Raw genomic sequence first — 20,496 nt, forward strand, 5'->3', positions numbered from 1 at the left:
TGGTAATATTTGACATTTAATCTAGGTAATAATTGGATGTAGATAAAGAAATGATGTCTAATTATGACACTTATTGTTGGAATTGACACAAGGTGGTGAACATGACCAAGTATTCATTAATGGATTTCGCTAGAGTTAATGGCATATATCGTGTTAAGGGTATTATTAACATACAACCACTACCTGATAGGTTAAAACAACGAATCTTAGATAATAGATTTAGTAAAGCCGGGCGCTGTTATGACAACGTGTTTGGTATTGTTAATAGTGGATTGTTCGATAATGCTCTATATGTTCTAGCTGTTGCCTCGAAAGTTTTACCTGTCCAACACGCTATTATTAAAATTGGTGAATGTTATTTCGATCCGACATGGGAACTGAATCAATCAGATTCCAATGTGTTTGACCAAGAAGGTCAATATTTAGTGATTGATGAGTGGGATAGACCCGCGCTTAATGAAATCATTTTAAAAACACAGTCATCGGACGGTATTTGTTACGCACCAATGATTAGCACGATTAGAAAAATATTATAAATTAAAAGGGATGTACCATGTCATTATCGCACGATATTTTAAGCGAAGAACAACTATTAAAAATCAAAACAGTAATATTAAAAAATATTAATGATAGTGAAAGTCGTTTAAGTACATATACAGTAATGAGTTCACAAGATAGAGATGGTGATCAGATTGATCGTGCTAATTTTGAATATGATAGAAATCAAAATATCATTTTAAAAAATAGAGATACTGTCCAAATAAAATTATTGCGTAAAGCGATGACTCTTTTAATTAATGACACGGAAGATTTTGGTTACTGTACAAGTTGTGGTGTGGATATTTCGTATCCCCGCCTACTGATCTGCCCTGAATCAATATACTGTTTAGAATGTATGAGAGTGCTAGAATTAAAGAATAAAATTAATCGAGTGGAAACCTGCCTTGGTTAATTGCGGAATTGGTATGTAAATATCACCCATTATCAAAATTATACATATCTGTTACGTATTAAAATGCTTGAATAATTATTTTATTCAGGCATTTTTTTATGAAAAAATCTCTTATAGCTACATTATTATTAGGGTTGTTACCCAGTTTAGCTAACGCAGAATTAGTTACGTTTGGTTTTACAGACTCCGCTAATAAACCTAAAACAGTTATACCTAAAAATATTTCATATTTAAACGCTTCTACACCGATCACTTACATTTTGAGTGGTGGATTAGATCGAAAACTTCAAATTGTAGTTAAAGATGCTAGTGGATTAGAAATTGATAAAATTACAAGCTCAATTATTAATATTCATGATCGAATGACCGTTAATGGTCGAGATTTCTATGGTAAGTCGATTGTGTCAGATAAAAAATTGAGTGATGGGCGTTACACCATTACAGCTCAAATTTTGGATATGAATAATAAAGCTATTCAGAGTAATGATTTTGCTGTGGATATTGATACTGTTGGTCCTGTCATTACTGGTGATATTACGCATAAAGTATTGGCTCAAGGCGGCGGTAATGTTGCTATGTTTGATTATCTTGAGCAACGTGAACTATCGGTATCTGGTGTATCAGATAGCAATAGTGGATTAGATAAAGCTTATTTCACGGCGAAATTAGCTGGAACAGATAAAACATTAGAAACCCCAGTATTATTAGATCCAGTTACGGGGGTTGCTTCATGGTTAAGACCTTCAGGTGGGACATACCGACATTTGTTTTATAAAAACCGATCCAGTTATGATATTGGTTTTAAAGTTTTTGATCGGGCGGGTAACGTTACAGAAAAACATCGTATTTCAGATTTTAACGGAGTCTGTGGAGAAAAGAAGATCCACAGCATTTTTAATCCAAAAACGAATAAATGGGATTTATATAAATCAGGTATGACGATTTATGCCAATCCATATAAATTCAGAGTTAGCGTACCTCGTAGCGAAAACACTCATACTTCAGGGTCTAAATTTGGCTATATATTTACCCCTGCAGCCAGTGATGAACAATATGCTTATTTTGAAGCGTCTGCGTCCATACCTCGAACCTACTCATATTGGGAGTTTACAACTACAGCGGGTAACTGTGGCTTAGTGAATCAGAGTTGGATTAATGTAAAATTAGCAAACGATATTGAACAAGGTCCTGCGTTCGTAAGTATGAAACAACATATCATACAGGATGACTCGTGGCATAGCGGCACAAACATTACTCGTAACACGCCCTATACGATTGATAAAATTGAAATTGGGGTTTCTCCTCGCTCCTATGAACAAAAGGTTACTATCGGTAGCACAGGCACATGTACTGTACCTGCCAATCAAAGCACTTGTGTAGTAAGTGGCACCCCCCATGAACATTTGGTTGGTCGTGGTTATATCCCGTATCCAGTTTATATTGCATCAAGCGATGGGAAGTTTTCAAATCACTATACGTATAGTTATGAATATTGGGATTTGAATGCACCTGTTTTTGAGAGTATTAAGCAGGATAAAGTTCATGCCGAAATGGTGGTCTATGATGCTGATGCCGTACAGGATTGGCGTCGTGGATGGTGGTTGCCGCGCGAAAAATACATATATGCTTATGACGTCAATAACCATAAAAAAATCAATTTAAAGCTTAAAGATAGTAATGAGCCGACTTATCAAAAATGGTGGGTTTCTTACGATTTAACGTCATTACCTGAGGGTGAATATAGACTTGACGCTTTCGTTAAAGATGTCTATGGAAACTCTCGAACTCAAACGATAACAGAACTCTTTAAAGTAGATCGTAGTGCGCCTAATATCAGTTTTAATAGTGAAGGAAAGCCATTAAAGGGAGAACTGTATGGGTTAGAGAATTTACGTATAACCTTGAGTGATGCTAATAAAGCCAAGATCACAAATATTAAGCTGGAGGGTGGACCGACTAAAGATAAGGTTTATCTAGCTTGGTCTGATTTAGGGGATAATATATATCGAGCTGAATACCCAAGATTATTTCCAGCTACTAATAACACTGGTTTTTACACGTTAGAAGTAACTGCAAAAGATGTTTTTGATAATACGGGAGTTTATCAGGAAAAATTTAAGTATTTCCCTGCAAACTGGCTGCAAGTAGGCCGCTCTAAAACGCTACCATCAAACACGCCCCTTTTGGACCGTAAAGATATTCCGGTAGCCACAATTAAGAGTAACGTACTTCGTACTGATAGTGGGGCTATTGCTACTGGTGACCAAGAAGTATTTTTCACTCTCCGTTCCGACTCTCCTTATTCTGTTGTTTTTAATGGACAAAATATTACTCCAGGAGAAACGAAAATGATAAAAATGAATCTTGGTGATACCGGTGAAATTAATACTTTTGTGACGCCGATTGGAAATGCTGAAGGTGAGGCAAACTTTATGTTTGATATCCCTCAGCTCAATTCTAAATTCAGTAAATGATGTAAGTTGAATACGATAACGATAAGATTTTACCACGATTTCAAAATTTAACGTTAAGCACCCTAAATTGACACCCATTATCACGATTATTAAATGATGATTTAGGGTAATTTAAAACTTGCGATTTTGCTATTTAATGGTTAATTGATTATGAAGCACATGAAATTAAAAAAAGTTGCTGTGGGTGTTACTCTTGCAATTTGTGCTGCTCATTCATCTGCTAAATCGATTCTTGTTACCGGTTCAATTGATGCTGTTTCACCAAAGGTCACTTTCCCTGTTGTTAAAGATCAACAGGCTTTTGTAAGTCCTTTGAATTTTATGGCAAAAGAGGCTCAGCATTCAGGCTGTAAATTGACGGGAGATCCTGCCATTGCTAAGGCTGATCACGGTAATGAATTGGTTTGTTTGTTTGAATGGACAGATTTACCTCGAGGACTGTCACCTGCAGGAATGGAGGCTAGAGGCTTTCTGCTCGCAGAAGGTCACCATAAGCTTAGTTATGATATTTCTTATTTCAGTGGTAGCCAACTTGAAAAGGTATTGATAAGTAAAGGTGAAACCACAATTGATGCAGTTGCACCAAAACCGCCTGTAATTAAGACGATTGTGACTAAATTAGATACAGGAGTGCAGACTGGCGCTATTGTTACTAATTATAAGCGCACATCAGGATTACGTGCGGTAACTATTACGGTTGAGCCTCGTACCTTTAGACAAGTAATACACGTTAAAGATGTGAATTCGTGTATTGTTGATATTGGTAAAACGTCATGTCTGATAGATATGACAGGGGTTAGTACCACAGATGATCAAGATAGTAGCAAAGGCGAGAAGCACATGAATTTGTGGGCTGACTCGGATAATGGCTACTTCTTGGATAATAACAATGTAACGCCATTAGATTATACGGTTAAATGGGATTATTCTGCGCCTAAAATTGAAGCGTTCGCAATGCAAGCCCTTAACGAAGAAAGTGCCAAGCCTGTGCAGGGTAATGTCGATGATACTTATTATGTTGTTGATAACGAACAAGCAAAATTAGTTGTATCGTCACCGCATGAAGGGATGGACGGTGATTGGTGGGTGCCTGATGCTGTGATCGAATTTATCCCAGATCCTACATTTAAGCCGAAAATTCCAGCATTTCAAATTAATGGCCGAGATTTTAATGGTGATGGTCAACAAGCCATAATTCAGTCTCAAAAATCATTTGTTGTTAAACCAATTAAGGCACCAGAGTTAGTTAAAGGAAAGTATGTATTCTCGTTTGATTTACATCAAGTGGCTGATGGTAAATTTATCCCTAAAGTAACAGTGCAAGACAAATACGAAAATAAACAAATTAGTACGTTGGATGCTGTTAAATTGGACCGTGAACCACCAGCCGTTACGATGTTCTATCAAGATGGTAAATTTAACGATTCAGGTAAAATTTATTACATGCAAGATTTAACTATCGTCGCTCTTGATACGTTTGATGGCGGTGCGATAATTAATGAGGCACGAATAAATGGCCAGAAGTTAATTCTTGAAGGGAAACAAAGCTTTGTTAAAGGCTTGGCCTTGCCTAATAATTTTGAATTAGCCCCACAACATGAGTATCCGTTAACGGTTAATGTTAGTGATAGTGCCGGTAATAGCTATACAAAAACATTTAAAGTGTTTTATATGCCAATGGATTATGAATTGGAATCCGTTAACAATACATTTTATTCAAACGTACAGCGTATAAAACTTAAAGTACATCAAACCCAAGGCGTCAATTGTCCGTTATATGAGTCATTGAGTGACATCCAGAAATACCCATATCAGTTTGGTGAGGATCAACGATGTGTTCTTGAATGGACTGGTGTGCCTGATGGCGCTGCAGGTGTGTACTTGCGCGGTCAGGGCATAATGACGGGCAAATTTGCGAAAATAAGTGAAGAAGTCGATAACGCAATTAATTATCGTGTTTGGATGTACGATAAGAATGGTCGTCGGGCATTAGCTGCAGATGAGACAAATAAGCTAAAAGTTATCGCTCCACCACCGATTAAGATGACGGTAAATCAGAGTCATTCATTAAGTGAAAACCGCTTTCCTGTACCATTAACAGGCGGAACGGTAACATTTGCTCGTGCATCAGGGGTTAACGCTGATATGCAAATTGCTATCGATGATGGTAATAGTGTTAAAACTCAGTTAGTTCGTCAGCGAGGCTTTGCTAGCGCGGATAATTCAATTGGTACGCGTATCCGTATGTCGCAAGGTAAGCTGTGGGAAAATCGAAAAGTAAATTTACATGGCCGATATACTTTAACTGATAAGCATTCTGCTGATGAAAATATCAATGTGCTATTTGTTCCGCCTCGAGGTATTTTTGCCAATATTCATCAAGATGGTGTACGTCAATTAGATAATGCTAACCCAACCGTTGAATTTAAGATGGGCGCGTATGACGGCAAGACGGATAGTGTTATTTACAATCCTGAAACGCAGGGTGCATGGACTGTATATCTAGCGAAAGAACGATTCGATCGTAAACAGCGTAAGACGTTTTATGATCCACTGACTAATAAAGAACAACTTGGTAGTAATGGTACATCTCGATTTACGCTAGATCTGTCAAATGTCGGTTATGAGTCATTTAGATACGTTGGTGTTGCAGAGCTAACGTCACCAGATGGAACATATCATCGTCAAATGACAACGAATAGTGGAGTCTATCGTGTGCTTAAAAGTGGCGCAATTGATGGTAACTTAACTACGAGTCGTGTGAGTAATCGTGTCCCATTCTCTATGAGCCTTGTTTATCATCCTGAATCACGAGCAGATAATGAAGCGAAAGGTCATATTGTTTGGGAGTGGAGCCGCGATGGTAAGACTAATTGGCAGAGAGATAGTCTGTATGATGATAAGATTCGATCTCGCCGCTTAATTACTGAACCTGGTAAGTATTATGTTCGCTCAACAGTAGAAAACCGACACACGCATGTTAAAAACATATCTGAAGTCATTGAGATTTTAGGTTATGAAGTTCCTAAACTTGAAGTTGAAGGCGTGCGTATGCTACATGATGGTGAACAAGGTAACATCACTTTGATGGACCATAAACATGTAGCTAGGGAAGGTGAAGGTATTATTGAGTGGTCTACTGACAATAAAAATTGGAAAGTAGGCGGTAATACATATCATATTACTGGCACAGGTAAACGAATGAAATTCTATGTTCGTATGAGCTATCTCGGTAATGAGCTAGCAGGCCGCCATGCATATGACTACTCACGATATACAGTGTTGGTGAAGGAACCTAAGCCTGTTCGTATAGGTATTCAACATCCACAACTTATCGAAACAGGTAAACCGTTAGATCTTGTTGCAAAAGTCGCTTTACAATCACCGGCATTAATTACTCCTATTGAAAGTGAGTGGATATTGCCTGATGGTAAGGTTATTAAGGGTAATAAATTACACTACGTGCCAACGGTAGAAGATGCAAAGGCAGGTGTGACTAAGTTGAAATTCCAAGCTTGGGCACAAGGGTTTAAGCATAAGACATTCCGTGAAGAGTCATTATTCTTACATACTTGGGAGTATAAATTCCCTGATTTCAAGGTTCATTTGAAATATCACACTCGTTACGCGCCAATGACAGCAACGGCATATTTACGCCAAACTGGTAAGCGTCTTCCTGTTCACATGGATTTCAAATATAAATTTGAGCCATTTGAGGGGATGAAGATCACTGAAGATCGCAGTAGCCGTGGACGGATTAACTTTGTTGTTGATAAACCAGGGTTATATCAATTCCATGTAAACGTTCAGGACGAACGTGGAAATGATAAATTGTACACTGAGTTCTTAGAAGTGTTAGATCCACCAGCACCAGTAGTCAATCTGAAGGGGCGTTATAGTACGCGATTTATGCGTGCTCCATTGGACGCTGTGTTTAGAGCAAGCATTAAACTTGGCCATCCAGAAGATCGTATTGAAGAATGTGATTGGTATTTAGATGATAAGTTGGTGGGTCAAACAAAACGAGTAACTTCAATTCCAGTAATGGATATACCGCAAGGTAAGCATGTCTTACGTTTGCATGTTAAATCTCAATTTGGTATTGAACATGATGAGTTGTTAGACCTAGAAGTTGCTCCGAACCAAAAGCCGACTTGTGAAATGAATGTTCGTCAATATGGTTCAGTGTCTCAAGTTTATGCGGGTTGTAAGGATCCTGATGGTAAAATGAGTACGTATACATGGTATAAAAATGGTGAGAAAATTCACGGCCATGCTGGTAACGTACAGCTCTTCTTGGATAAAGATGAGTCATCAGAAATCAAAGTCGATGCGTATGATGATAGTGGTGACAAAGTAACAAGTTCAATCGTAGTAAGATCTGAACGAAACTAACACCACGATAAAAATCGTAAGAGTCATACGATAAAAGCCACCAAATTTATTGGTGGCTTTTTTACATCGCATAACCGATAAGGCTTGTTGTTTTCGATCACTACTTCTAATTACATATCCAAAAACTAATATCACTCGGTGATAGTCTTATCAAACTCACCAATAAAATCGTAAGAGGAATACGATAAAATCCACCAAATTTATTGGTGTATTTTTGATAGCGCATATTAGAAACCATGAGAGGATTGTTATTAATTAATATATTTAAAGGTAATAATGATCATGTCACGTAGATATACTATCAAACAGTACGCTCAGACGTACTATAACAATAACATTGAGAATTTTGCACATGATGCCAATATGAGCATGGAAGATATTAGCGCATTACTTGATTCAGATAAGATTGTACTCGTTGAACAAGGAAAGCATACGTTATTAGATTCTTCTAACTCAATCCTGCCAGTGATCCCATTTAATGTTTATCTAAAAAAAGTCGAATCTTTAGTTGTTTGTTTTAGCTATGGTGATCATGATTTTGAAGTTGAAATTAATGATCCATTGCCGCGAGTGCTGGTGGGCGATGAGAGCGTCCTGAAATCATTAGAAATTGAGTATATATATGATAGCGTCTTAGTAAGAGTGGACTCGAAATTTGAGATCGCCATTGTTAATAATGAAATCGCGTATCATAGTAGGACTGGTGATTATCGCTTAATACCGAATAACGATAATAGTCTTAAAGATGCTTTTTATGTCACAGTAGAAGAAGCTATTCACAAGGCATCTAAATTAGGGGTTAGCGTGTTTTTTGATGAATTACCGATATGGACATGTAGAAAAAAATAATTTGTAGTTACTGTAATACGAAAAAAGCCAGCAATTAATTTGCTGGCTTTTTTCGAGAGTACAATGCTCAATACTCTTTTCGGAGACTAAAAACGTCATAACCGTCAACGGATTAACCAGACCCTCAAGTTACAACAGGTGCTAACTAGGCACCATACACCCACCTTGGAGAAATAGATGTTCTGTATATGAGTGCTGTTATCTAACAACACCCTAAATTCAGGCTAATACTATCAATAAACCATCTTTCTGCAAGCGGTTTTTTGACGAGATTTTAATGAATTGTGTTTAAATGACTAAAAAATACTATAACGCTATTCATTGAAAGCGAAAGATTGGATAATGTTTTTTATTATTATCTGATCTTTACAGGCTTTGCTGTATGACAATTACGACAACTTCTTTCGAAGGTGTTAAAACTTCATTTTTTAAAGAACGAATAAGAAAGCCAATAATACTTGGTGGAATTCTGGTTTTATCTATATCGGCATTTTGCAATCGCTACACTATTATTCCGCCAACAGGATCGGTGCCTTGCATTAGTGGTCTGGTATTTTTATTAGATAGACATGACATGAATATTCATGAAGGGGATTTGGTTACCTTCCTTGCCAAAAATACGCAGTTATTTGCTAACGATACTGTATTTACTAAGTTGGTTGTTGGTGATGCTGGCGATGAAGTTAAAGTAAATAGAAATAGCGTGTCAAATGCAGGGAAAGTGTGGAATACGGATATTACGGTTGCAGCACAAGTTTTGAAAATGCCACTTGATAAATTATCGAGAACTGAGCGGATAAAAGAGAATCATTTATTTGCGATCGGAACATTGCCCGGTAGCTACGATAGTCGATTTTGGGGAGAAGTAAATATTGAAGAACAAGTGGTAGGGAAAACGTATGTGCTCATTTAAAACAAAGACAATTGTAAGTGCCTTACTATTAATTATGACTGGTCAGGCATCATCGGCGGTATTAACTCCAGATGACATGTCCATGATTAATAAATCACAAGCAATAATGGCTGCAGCAGCAGAAGGTGACGCTCCTGATTGGCTAAAAACTTATGATGCTGAAAAATCAGTTGAAAATAATGGTTCGGGTTGGAAAAAGTGGAACCCTGTTGCAGAGAAAATCGCCCAAAATAGCAATGACTTTGTAACCAAATCTATAGCAAAAACATATGGTGTAATTGGTGATGAGCGCAATAAAATTCATACCCTGCCAAGTACGGTACGTGCAGATAGCCCACTTAAAAAAGGTGAGGAATTATACTATTTCATTTCGTTTAGCGAATCTGAGAAAGAAATAAAAGAAATCATGCAGGCTGCAGCTGATGCTGATGCTCGGATTATTTTGCGTGGTATGAGACCTCAAGATAAATATGTAAATCAAACATCGTATGCCATTAATGTAATGGGCAAAGATATTCGTCCAGTTCCTAAAGTGGCGATAGATCCGCGATTATTTAAAGTGTTTAAGATCACTAAAGCACCCATGATGGTTTATCGGAAGGGTGATAAATATGTTGTTGGTAGTGGCATTACAACAACTAATTGGTTTTTAAATAAAAGTAGAGAAGTTAAAGAGAATTATAAGACATTAGGTAATCTGTCTCCGACAAAACCAATAGTCGAAAAAGATCTTATTGAAGAAATTAAAAGTCGCGTGGCTAAAATTGATTGGGAAGCCAAACGAAAAAAAGCGATGGATCATTATTTTGAAAAGTTACCAAGCTTTTATTTGCCACCAGCTCAAGTTGATAAAACTTATGAAATAGATCCTCGGGTCCGATTTAACAAGGACGTGCGTACAAAAGCTGGAAAATTATTGGCTAAAAAAGATAGCGTCGTTAACCCTATGGACTATTTCCCAGGGAAGACACTTAATCTCTTCGTATTTAATCCTCAAAGTAATATGCAAAAAGCAGTAGTTAAACAACAAATGAAATTAACCAAAGGTGAGAATGCCTTACTTGTCACTGGAATTGATAAAGAAAAAGGTCTCAATTCTATCCGTGATATTTCAGATGAAATGGGTCTGCAGGTTTATTTACTACAAGAAAGAATGATCAAACGTTTTCAGCTACAGCACAGTCCATCAAAAGTGGTGTTGGGCAATGGAAAAATAACCATTACAGAATACGGCACACGTAGCCAAAACATAGCATTGGATGATCTTAAAATGATTGAGATTGAAGATGCCCAATTAATAAATAAAAAAGGATAATCACATGCGATTAGTTATTTATGGTTTAATTTTTGTTGCAGGCGTAATTTTTGCGTATAAATTTCCAGAGCAAGGGCACGAGTTAGTGACAAGAGCAGATATTGTTCTTAATTATGCCCACGCGTTAATTCAGAAGTAATTGTCATGTTATTACGACAAAACATTAAACAAGTATTTGTGGCATTTATTTTCGTAATTATCACCTTAAGTTCAGCGCCTAGCATGGCGAAAGGTGCTGATTTTTTATCAGATGCGGCATGTCCTGATAGTGGATATTTTAAGGGTTTGATTAATAAATTTTGTTGGTCATGTACTTTACCGATAAATTTAATGGGATTTCTTTCTTCTCCGCCAGATGGAGGATATAAAAATGCTTTTTGTCACTGCTCTGACGAACTAGGTGTTCCAAAATTTGGGTTTCATATAGGATATTTTTCTCCCGAAAAAATAATTGAGGTATCGACGACTCCCTGGTGCTCGCCAACACTCGGAGGGACGATGATGCAAAATAACCTGACCCAAATGGGTGCTCAGGGGATGGGAGAAGATGCTGATGATACAACCATGGCAACTTACCACTTTAATTATTTTGATAACCCAATGTTTAAGATGTTATCTATTTTTTTAGTTCCCTCTTGTGATAAAGACCCCGGTATTATTGACCTTGATATGGCTTACATGTCGATCGTTGATATTACATGGTATCAAGATATGCTGGCCTTCATATTTAATGCTGATGCAACGGCATTTGCTAATCCAATAGCTCAAGCCGCCTGTGTTGCAGATTGTGTGTACATTACCGCAACCAGTGACCCTAGTGATCTTAACTGGTTCTGTTCTGGTTGTGATGGGCAACTCTATCCATTTACCGGAAATGTTTACACAGATGAAAATGCGATACGGTCATCATCATTAATTGTGACGCGGGCACTCGCATCATTACATAGACGTGGTTTAGCTAAACAAACGTATGGTAAAAAAGCGATGTGTGATCGAGTGTACGCACCAATGATACCAAAGCCGATGTACAAAGTTTCAATGGCGTGGCCAAAACCAGAGGTTGATGGATTTGGTTTTAGCACTAGCGTTCCATCATTAAATGCTGATGGCCAACAGCAGAAAGATGGGGATGGTAACGTTTTAATGCACGATATTAATCAACATTGTTGCCATCCACTTGGTGATAACTGGTTGAAGTGGGGGTTAGGTAGAATGACTCCAGGGGGAGGGAAGGATAACACCTTCGTTTATAATATATTCCGATATAATGATTGCTGCGTATTTTATGGCGCAAAATAATTTACGTTAAGTGTAAAAAAGCCGAAAACTAATTTAGTATTTCGGCTTTTTTTACATAAAATTGTAATTTACATACGGCAGCTTACGAAATCAAAATTCATTGTGTTAAAGTTGACCTTGGTTATTTACCCATCACTTTACGCACAATGGTTATGATGAAATGAAGATGAAAGATATTGGTTACTCGATATTCCAGAGGGTAACGTCACTTACTGTTATTTTGGCGTATAGCGCTAACATTTTATCCGTGGCTTTTGCTTGGATATTGTTCGGAATGACGTTTGCATCAGCTCCAGCACTCGCTGGATTAAATGCCCCAGTTCAACCTGTCGCTACTTGCCCCTCTGATTTTCATCAGGTAGGTGGTGTATGTTTGCGTACTGATAAAGTCCCACTTCCTGCCAGTTGTGATGATGGTTTCGTGCTTAGTGGGGGAGTTTGTAAACGCCATGACGATGAAGAGGCTTCAGGTGTCTGTTCTGCAGGATGGGAGTATAGTACACATACAAGGCGCATGTGTTCTCAGGCATGGCAATCATGCTCAAAACACGGTCCATTCCACCACAAGCATTGCACTACAGAATATCGTATTGCTCAGCCTCAGGCGTTAAATTGCCCTCATACCAGTAATGATCCCTATGAGGATGCTAAATACTCTCATTATACACCTGATGTAAGCGTTGCTAACTGCAGCGATGTGTTAAAGGAAATGGGAGCATGTAACGCGCCACCAGCGACACCAGTGACGGTTGATAATTCATGGCACTTGAATGGATATCGCTGCTTGCGTGACATTACAATGATGCCAGATAAGCAATGTCCTGAACATTATAAGAGAAATGGAGACGCGTGCGAAAAAGTAATTAATGCACCAATATCTTATAACTGCCCTGAAAATACGTATCTTGATAACGGGCAATGCTTTCCAGGCACTCGTCCCGCTTGTACTAATGGATCTCATCTTGCGAATGGTGTATGCGTTAATGACACCAACCCAAGTGATATTAGTTGCCCTGCGGGTCAAGTAATAGATATCCAATCACATACATGTATATTTCCACGAAATGATTCCGAACCGGTAAAATGGACGAAAGAAGATTTTGACCATTTTTACAATGAAGGTATGAATTTAGGGAAATTAACATCTTCGAATATCGTTCCTCCTGACGTCACCCCCGCTAAAGACGGTAAGCAACAAAAAATGTCAGTGACGCCCCGTTTTTTGGACCCGACAGTAAAGGTGAAGGATCCAACTCTATATTCCAATGTTGAGTCAACCGGTGTCGATTATAATAACGGATTTGCGCCCCCCGCCGGAACTTATCAAAATGAAGATCAGCAAACGAAGTATGTGCGTGACAATATTTCACTAAATAATGCTGGTGTGAAAGCTGTACCTCATGGGAATAATGCGGAAGAAATCATTGATAACTCAAACCATACAGCTCTGGCCTATGGTTCAGTGATGGACACTCGAAATATAAATCCACCTCGTAAAATCAGTATGGATTCACCAATGTTTGCAAACTCAGCCGAATCGGTGAGTAATGCATTTAATCATAAAGGTGCTTATTTCGGGGATTGCTCTAAGGCCGATACTACTTTTGAGCGATTAGATCCTAAAAAAATCATAAAAACGACGCCATCTTGTTTTAAACCTAATAAGAGTAATTTGAATGGTTGTGTGCGTAGTCGAGAACCTATCCCTCCATCTATACAAATTATAAAAGGGTTAGAGGATTCTCGCGTATCGATGTGTGGGGATAAATGCATACAGTTAACTCTTGGTCGTACAGATGATAACTACCTGTCTCAAAAAGGTCAGTGTGGTGTTTACACCAAGGAAATTGTTGTGCGTGTTAAAGATGGAATTAAGCTTGATAGAGCCACGTTGAGTCGGACCCATTATGATGATCAGTTCCGATTGTATGCAGATGACAATATTATTTTTGATGGTGTACATATGCATTTTAATACACCAGATGGATTCCCTACCGAGAATACTCCATGTGAACAAGGGGTTAATCGTGATACCTATGATGCACGTGACGTATCACCTCAATTTAAACAAGCATTGGCTAATGATAATGAAATTAAATTCACGTACAAGGTTGGTGTGGGTGACGTTGGTGAAGCGTATGGGGTTGTTGATCTGCTTTTTGATAAACCACTAAAAAGCACTTGGGGCGATAAAATTACGGATTACCCCGAGGGATGTACTGAAGCATTAAAAGACGACACTAAGTTTTGTACAAATAATGGATGGAAATGTGATAGGGAATATTCAAGTGATGATCCTAATTATGGATTAGTTAACGTCTCAAAGGGTGACCGTGGTGATGGTTACGGATTGCCATCTGTTAATGGTGATGCTTTAGTCTTGGTCGCTCGTCGTGATTTCGATATCACTGGAGATCAAAGCCGAAACTGCGGAATGGTCGTAGCTACAACATGGAATAGTGCTGATGGTAATGATGATGATGGGATCTATTTTTGTGGTAATCGCGCAGGTATTGGTACTCATACGGAAAGTGACCGACAGTTGAGAGGTACTGAACTCTCTAATATTTTACCAGCAAAGGGAAAATGGGAAGTCATTGCTGCCCGTGTGTTTAGTGATCATGTTGTATGGTATCGATATGATACATCTCAAGAAAAAGTCGTTAGCTTTTCCAGTCGAATACTAAATGGTGGCCCATTTGATAGCCTACGAATGACGGGTTTTCGTATAGCACGAAGCAAAAGCCGTAACTCTCTTGACTGGTATCATAAAGCAACAGATCCGTTATGGTTGGCGTATTGGCAGGTCTTAAATGGAAAAAATGACACAGACTTGTCTCAATACCTATCAAAAATAGCACTGGAACAACCATGGCTACAATTTAAAGCGCTATTTCCATCAGATACCGGTATTCCTGTCTGTATGGACGCTCACGCGTTAGATTATATGTGTGATCCGCTAAAAGGGAAGTCGTTAAATTATGGTGGAGCTGCATTTGATTTTAAAGCCATAACTAATATGGCTGATGGTTGTAAGCAATATGACCAAAACAAAGACTGTGATGCGTTAACTAAAACGTGCGTTCCCGGTTGGTATGATGAAACAACCAGAACTTGCTATGCGTGGAATGAAAATTATTCATGTGAAGATCACTCTCATGCAATGGTTACTGTAAAACGAAAAAATAACACTTGTTTTACTGATGATGCGTGTATCGATGGCAGTTGTGATGTACGTGCTGATGAAACGAATGCCGATTTTACGAATGCTCTGTCTCAATATGCTGTAGCGAATGAGATTGGTGATAAGAAAAATTGTACAGGCACCGATCCATCAACATGTAGAGTGTTTACTGGCAAAGTTTCCATGTGCTCTAAAGATCCATTAGGCATGATTGATTGCTGTAAAGCGCCAGAAGGTGTTGGGCAGGGTGATGTTTTTGTGATGGCCTCTAACATGGTTACTGTTGAATCATATATGGCGTCGGAAAGTGGTCTATTTAGCACTACAGGCCTTGGGGAATCGTTACAAGCGACACATAAATATGTTGCAGAAACGGCAAAAGGTGCTTGGGACACTATCTCAAAACCAATTGGTGACATGGTAGATAAGGCGTGGAGTTCTATTTCAACTAAATTTACGGGGACTGCTGCGAATAGTGCCGGTAATACTTCTCTATCTATGATAGGTGATGCAGGAACAGCTATTGGTGATTTTGCTTCGGGGTTAATGACTTCACTTGTAAACCTTAAAAATCAAATGCTGCAATGGGTTTTTGATCAATTACCGGAATGTCTACAAAATTTCGTTATGGGTTTAGCTGAGTCTCTCGCTGGTACTGTGGCTGGTGGTGGTGCTGCGGGTGGTGGTGCTGCTGGTGGTGGTGGTGCTGCTGGTGGTGGTAGTGTGGCTACCAGTCAGGCAGGCGCAGAAGCTCTTAATACCATAGGCTCAAATATCATGGGGGTTGTGTCGTTTATCGGGTGGGCATATGCCGCTTATCAGATCGCAAATATGGCTTATCAGATGATATTTGCATGTACTGAAGATGAGCAAAAAGTAGGTGTTGATTTAATCGGTAAAAAGTGTTTTTGGGTCTACACTAAAAAGCCGAAAAAAGTTTTGGGTGTAAGAATGGGTAAAACTAAAAAATTCCATTGCTGTTATAACAACGTGTTAAGCAGAATCATTATGGAACAAGCATCAGCCCAACTTGGCTGGACTAAGCGGCAATATTATGACCAAGGTTGTAATGGACTCGATTTTACACAAATCGAGAAGGTTGACTTCGATAAAATAGATTTTAGTGAGTGGATCGATATGATGGCTCAAAATAATATGATCCCAGATAATAAGACGCAGGATGATATAACTAAGGGCAATATGATGAATGGCTTTGGTCGTATGTCCACAAAAGAGCGTATGGATGAGCGAGGGAAAGGGAATGTTTATGTTGAACATGTCAAGGAAATTAATAACTTAGATATGGGTAATAAGATCGATTGTAGTTCATACCCGCGCCCCGCATTTTGTGACACGCTAAATAGTTATGATCGTAATAATGGTTTGTAGTTAATTAAAAGGGTCGCCATTAAAGTTATAGGTGGTGGCCCTTTTACATTATTTTCAATAAAAGCGAATCTACTACATAAAATATGCTGTAATTAACCTACATCAATCAATGATTTCATTAACTTGAACGTAAATTTATAATATTGATTGAGCGTTATAGCTATGCTATGGAATCATTCCCTTTAATAATATTTGATGAGCCCAAAAGCGTACGGATACGCTTTTTTAGTGGGTCATTATTATTTTACATGAATTAACGTTAGTTATTAATTTCGCTTTATGGTTTTACAAAAAAATTCTTTTTTGTAGTTGATTGTATATATGGTGTGTTTTTCATTTGAATCTTATCAAATTTAGCAAAATAGTTAATTGGTGGGACGTAGAACAGCATGTTTTCTTTCTTATTGTATTTCATCATTAACATGATCGCTGGTGCGAGACGAACTCTTGTGATGATGTATTTCCCATTATTTTTAGTGTTGAATGGTAGTCCGTGTTGTTTATCTGCGTAACCCATAAATTGAAGATTATTAGGAGATAGAAACATTGAACATTCGACGTTTGGATCAGTGTAAGAACACCATGAACCTTTATAATTAAATTCTGATTTTGTTGATGTGGTAATCTCACCTTTTTTGCTCGCCTTAAAAAAATCTTCATACATAGGCTTTAATAATTTTTGGGTGATATCATCCGTAATTAATTTTCTGTCTTCAGAATTGTTGATATCTTTACCATTTGCAGGCATCCAAATGATTGCTTGAAAATAATTTTGGATTTTTGGTGTACTTGCATCCATAGAAGCCGCAAACAATAAGCCAGTTAATCCACCGCTTAATCCATTAGATAATGATCCCATCGCTATTTCAGAACCATAGATTGTTTTACCGCTAACACCGTCAGTATCTTTTAGATTGTTTTCGTCTTCGATATTAAACGGAATTCGATCGTTCCATGCTGCTGATAGAACGTTCATGGCATATGAGTTGTTATTGTGTTTAAAATTTTTAATCGTTGTGTCGGCTTCAACCTTACCTAATGCTGTTGCACAGCCTGTAGTGATGCACATTACCGATGCTAAGGTAACTATCTTAATAAGTTTAGTAATTTTCATGGTTATTAATCTCAAATTTGGGGGGCAATGTTTGCCGATGTATCTATTTTATTATGCTTTCCCATTCGCGCTACCTCGTATTAATCAGTTATAAAAAAATCGTAAGTAACACACAATAAAATAATGGTTCAACTTTGCAATTATCCCATAAATTCATGCATTACAGTGTGTTATTGCTCACTTAATTTATCGTAATGCGCATACGATAACAGTACGTTATTCCTCAACGACATTTTAATGGGTGCAGCTCTAATCAACGCTAACCATTGAAAGCGTGTATAATTAAAAAATTATCTTTTTGAGAGTGTCTTAATAGTTATGGTGGGTCTCACCGAAGATCAAAAATTAGTTGCTGAAAGTGATGGTTATACTATGTGCTGCGCACTGCCTGGCAGTGGTAAAAGTCATACGATTGTGGAGTTAACCAAAAATCTGCTTAGTAAAGACAAGAAAAATAAAGTGCTACTTATTACGTTTACTCGTGCTGCGGCTGCTGAGCTAACTGAACGACTAAATGAAAGGTTGGGGAACGACGCTTATAGAGCAACAGCTTCTACTTTTGATTCGATCTATGGGCAACAAGTTAAATGTTTAAACGGTAAGCGAAAAAGAAGAACTATCGTTGGTGGCGAACAATTTAATTTTATTGAACGAGCAATAAGATACTGTTCGCTAAATGATATGGGAGTTGAAGATGCTAGGTTTCATATTGATTATTACGGTCGGATGATCGAACCAAAACCCATACAAAATGATCCAACAGCCGAAGGGTGGCAAGTTTATAGTTCTTACATGAAATTACTTCAGCAAAATAATATGCAAGATTTTAATCTAATAGCAAGAGAGGCATATTTAGGTGTTGAAACTGGACGAATTGAGCCGTGGGATTGTACTCACATGCTCGTTGATGAGTTTCAGGATACCTCTGATATGCAATATGGTTGGATTCGCGTTCATGGGGAGTCTGGGATAAATATTACAGTCGTTGGTGACGATGATCAGTCGATTTATTCTTGGCGAGGGGCGCTTGGCTATGAAAACATGGTCACTTTTCAACAGGATTTTGATGCGAAAGGTTATGTGTTGAAAAAATGTTTTCGTTGCCGTCCAGAAATACTCGCGGCTGCTAGAAAGGTTATTGAGTACAATAGTGCGCGTGTTTATAAAGAAATGGAAAGCACTCGAGAGGCTGGTGGTATTGTAAAAGTTCAAGGGTATCTCACTGAGATAGATGAACTCCAAGGTCTATTGGATGCTATTAACGGTGATAACAGACAGTGGGCTGTATTGTCGCGTACTAATAAAATTTTAGATAAGGTTGAATTGATGTTAAAAGTCAATGAAATACCTTATGTTCGCTTAGGCTCTAAAAATTTATGGGACGATAATATTGCTAATATTTTTCTTAAAATTCTATGGTCTATAGTGCGACCAAAAGATAAGAGATTTATTGGTGAGATCTTGGGGTGGTTAGGTGAAGATGAACAGGATATTCAGTTAATTATTCGTGCCTTGACACATTTTAAACCCTCCTTTGGTGAGTGGATGCCTGACGCTACTTTGCAGTGGTCATCAGTGTCACAAACATTGCATGAAAAGTGGATGTTATGGGGTACTGATTGTAGTGGCAAAATACGAATTGAAGGACGAATAAAGCAGATTGTTGATTTATTGAAAGAAGGTCGTAAATCGAAGGGTCCTGAAGCTAAGTTTTTAGATATTCTAGGTGGTATATTAACAGGCATGAAAGCTGAGTTATCTTTTTGTGAACGAGTAGAAATATTAGCTAAAAATCTGGCACCGAGTACGGGAGTTAAACCTGACGAGGGTACTAAGACAGGTATCGTAACATTGGCGAGCCTGCATTCTTCAAAAGGTTTACAGTGGACACAAGTTTGGATGTTAGCTAGTAACCAAGGAGTCTGTCCGTCAACTAGGGCATTAAGTGATGGAGAGGTTGCTGTAAGTGAGGAACGACGGTTATTCTACGTTGGTATGACTCGTGCTGTCGATGAACTACGATTATCGTTTAACTACAACCCCGAGCAGGGGACTGGCGAAAAAAAACCGCCATCACAATTTTTGGGTGAAGGTTTTCCAACTGAAGTTATTGGATTAATAGAAAAATTAAAAGAACAAGCAAAAAATAGTGAAAATTGATAGTTTTTGTTGAACTTTTATCTTTATCTTACATGTCAAAGTTTATTGTTGACTTATTGTGTCCCCACTTATATATTACATCGCATATAGCGCAAATATAGCGTTGGTGATTATAATTCACCGTCTTAGCAGTTTGTTTAGTACCTCGTTAAATCGAGTGGAACACAAAGAGGCTAATGCCACCGCAAAGCGGGGTAACAATTATTTATCCCCATACATTGACGTGTAGATGGAAGATAAAATAGAGCTAGCACAGTAAGCATTAATTATCATTTATGCCTTTTTGATAGTTATTGCTTACTGTGTATTTCTCGATGTTGTTGTTATGATTGGTTATAAGTTTTATTTATAGAAGTTATAACCAATCGTTGCGGTAATAAGATTAGCTCGACATACCTAATTTATTGCGTCCTGCAATGATGAACGAAACCATAATCATTCATTTTTATCTC

The 20,496-nt window shown here is 38.0% G+C and carries 12 protein-coding genes; 11 read left to right on the plus strand and 1 reads right to left on the minus strand.

The window, feature by feature from the left end:
* The first annotated feature begins 101 nt into the window (after positions 1-101).
* The 10 genes from CIK00_RS03820 to traN all read left to right on the plus strand — a co-directional run bounded on the left by CIK00_RS03820 (position 102) and on the right by traN (position 16,770).
* Entirely contained in the window at positions 102-536 is a 435-nt protein-coding gene (locus tag CIK00_RS03820) for a hypothetical protein (RefSeq protein ID WP_101767609.1), read from the plus strand.
* Between the two features lie 17 nt (positions 537-553).
* The gene (locus tag CIK00_RS03825) at positions 554-952 is read left to right on the plus strand and encodes a TraR/DksA family transcriptional regulator (protein WP_101767610.1); all 399 of its coding nucleotides are present in this window, start codon (positions 554-556) and stop codon (positions 950-952) included.
* Positions 953-1,050: 98 nt separating this feature from the next.
* Positions 1,051-3,426, plus strand: coding sequence for an Ig-like domain-containing protein (locus CIK00_RS03830; protein WP_101767611.1), 2,376 nt, complete (start codon positions 1,051-1,053; stop codon positions 3,424-3,426).
* Positions 3,427-3,585: 159 nt separating this feature from the next.
* The gene (locus CIK00_RS03835; protein WP_167388508.1) at positions 3,586-7,821 is read left to right on the plus strand and encodes an Ig-like domain-containing protein; all 4,236 of its coding nucleotides are present in this window, start codon (positions 3,586-3,588) and stop codon (positions 7,819-7,821) included.
* Positions 7,822-8,103: 282 nt separating this feature from the next.
* Complete coding sequence (locus CIK00_RS03840; protein WP_101767613.1) at positions 8,104-8,670, plus strand: hypothetical protein; 567 nt, start codon at positions 8,104-8,106, stop codon at positions 8,668-8,670.
* Positions 8,671-9,052: 382 nt separating this feature from the next.
* A complete protein-coding gene (locus CIK00_RS03845; protein ID WP_101767614.1) occupies positions 9,053-9,583 on the plus strand; it encodes a S26 family signal peptidase in 531 nt (176 codons plus the stop codon).
* Entirely contained in the window at positions 9,570-10,898 is a 1,329-nt protein-coding gene (locus CIK00_RS03850) for a TrbC family F-type conjugative pilus assembly protein (RefSeq protein WP_101767615.1), read from the plus strand. The genes CIK00_RS03845 and CIK00_RS03850 overlap by 14 nt, the downstream gene beginning before the upstream one ends.
* 4 nt (positions 10,899-10,902) lie before the next feature.
* Positions 10,903-11,037: a hypothetical protein gene (locus CIK00_RS21600; protein WP_256385077.1), complete on the plus strand. Its 135-nt coding sequence runs from the start codon at positions 10,903-10,905 to the stop codon at positions 11,035-11,037.
* A 5-nt stretch (positions 11,038-11,042) separates the two neighbouring features.
* On the plus strand, positions 11,043-12,197 hold the full coding sequence (locus CIK00_RS03855; RefSeq protein WP_101767616.1) for a TraU family protein: 1,155 nt from the start codon (positions 11,043-11,045) through the stop codon (positions 12,195-12,197).
* 160 nt (positions 12,198-12,357) lie between these two features.
* Positions 12,358-16,770, plus strand: coding sequence for a conjugal transfer protein TraN (gene traN, locus CIK00_RS03860; protein WP_101767617.1), 4,413 nt, complete (start codon positions 12,358-12,360; stop codon positions 16,768-16,770).
* A gap of 277 nt (positions 16,771-17,047) precedes the next feature.
* On the opposite strand, the gene CIK00_RS03865 is transcribed toward traN, so the two are convergent.
* The gene (locus tag CIK00_RS03865) at positions 17,048-17,884 is read right to left on the minus strand and encodes a hypothetical protein (RefSeq protein ID WP_101767618.1); all 837 of its coding nucleotides are present in this window, start codon (positions 17,882-17,884) and stop codon (positions 17,048-17,050) included.
* Between the two features lie 318 nt (positions 17,885-18,202).
* On the opposite strand from CIK00_RS03865, the gene CIK00_RS03870 reads away from it, so the two are divergent.
* Positions 18,203-20,044: an ATP-dependent helicase gene (locus tag CIK00_RS03870; RefSeq protein WP_101767619.1), complete on the plus strand. Its 1,842-nt coding sequence runs from the start codon at positions 18,203-18,205 to the stop codon at positions 20,042-20,044.
* Positions 20,045-20,496 lie beyond the last annotated feature (452 nt).

Origin of the sequence: Photobacterium carnosum (assembly GCF_002849605.1) — a bacterium.
GTDB classification, from domain to species: domain Bacteria; phylum Pseudomonadota; class Gammaproteobacteria; order Enterobacterales; family Vibrionaceae; genus Photobacterium; species Photobacterium carnosum.

Coding starts and splice junctions, on each gene's coding strand:
- CIK00_RS03855 (WP_101767616.1), top strand. CDS start 11,043: ATGTTATTACGACAAAACATTAAACAAGTATTTGTGGCATTTATTTTC.
- CIK00_RS03850 (WP_101767615.1), top strand. CDS start 9,570: ATGTGCTCATTTAAAACAAAGACAATTGTAAGTGCCTTACTATTAATT.
- CIK00_RS03870 (WP_101767619.1), top strand. CDS start 18,203: ATGGTGGGTCTCACCGAAGATCAAAAATTAGTTGCTGAAAGTGATGGT.
- CIK00_RS03865 (WP_101767618.1), bottom strand. CDS start 17,884: ATGAAAATTACTAAACTTATTAAGATAGTTACCTTAGCATCGGTAATG.
- CIK00_RS03840 (WP_101767613.1), top strand. CDS start 8,104: ATGTCACGTAGATATACTATCAAACAGTACGCTCAGACGTACTATAAC.
- CIK00_RS03825 (WP_101767610.1), top strand. CDS start 554: ATGTCATTATCGCACGATATTTTAAGCGAAGAACAACTATTAAAAATC.
- CIK00_RS03820 (WP_101767609.1), top strand. CDS start 102: ATGACCAAGTATTCATTAATGGATTTCGCTAGAGTTAATGGCATATAT.
- CIK00_RS03845 (WP_101767614.1), top strand. CDS start 9,053: ATGACAATTACGACAACTTCTTTCGAAGGTGTTAAAACTTCATTTTTT.
- traN (WP_101767617.1), top strand. CDS start 12,358: ATGAAGATGAAAGATATTGGTTACTCGATATTCCAGAGGGTAACGTCA.
- CIK00_RS03830 (WP_101767611.1), top strand. CDS start 1,051: ATGAAAAAATCTCTTATAGCTACATTATTATTAGGGTTGTTACCCAGT.
- CIK00_RS03835 (WP_167388508.1), top strand. CDS start 3,586: ATGAAATTAAAAAAAGTTGCTGTGGGTGTTACTCTTGCAATTTGTGCT.
- CIK00_RS21600 (WP_256385077.1), top strand. CDS start 10,903: ATGCGATTAGTTATTTATGGTTTAATTTTTGTTGCAGGCGTAATTTTT.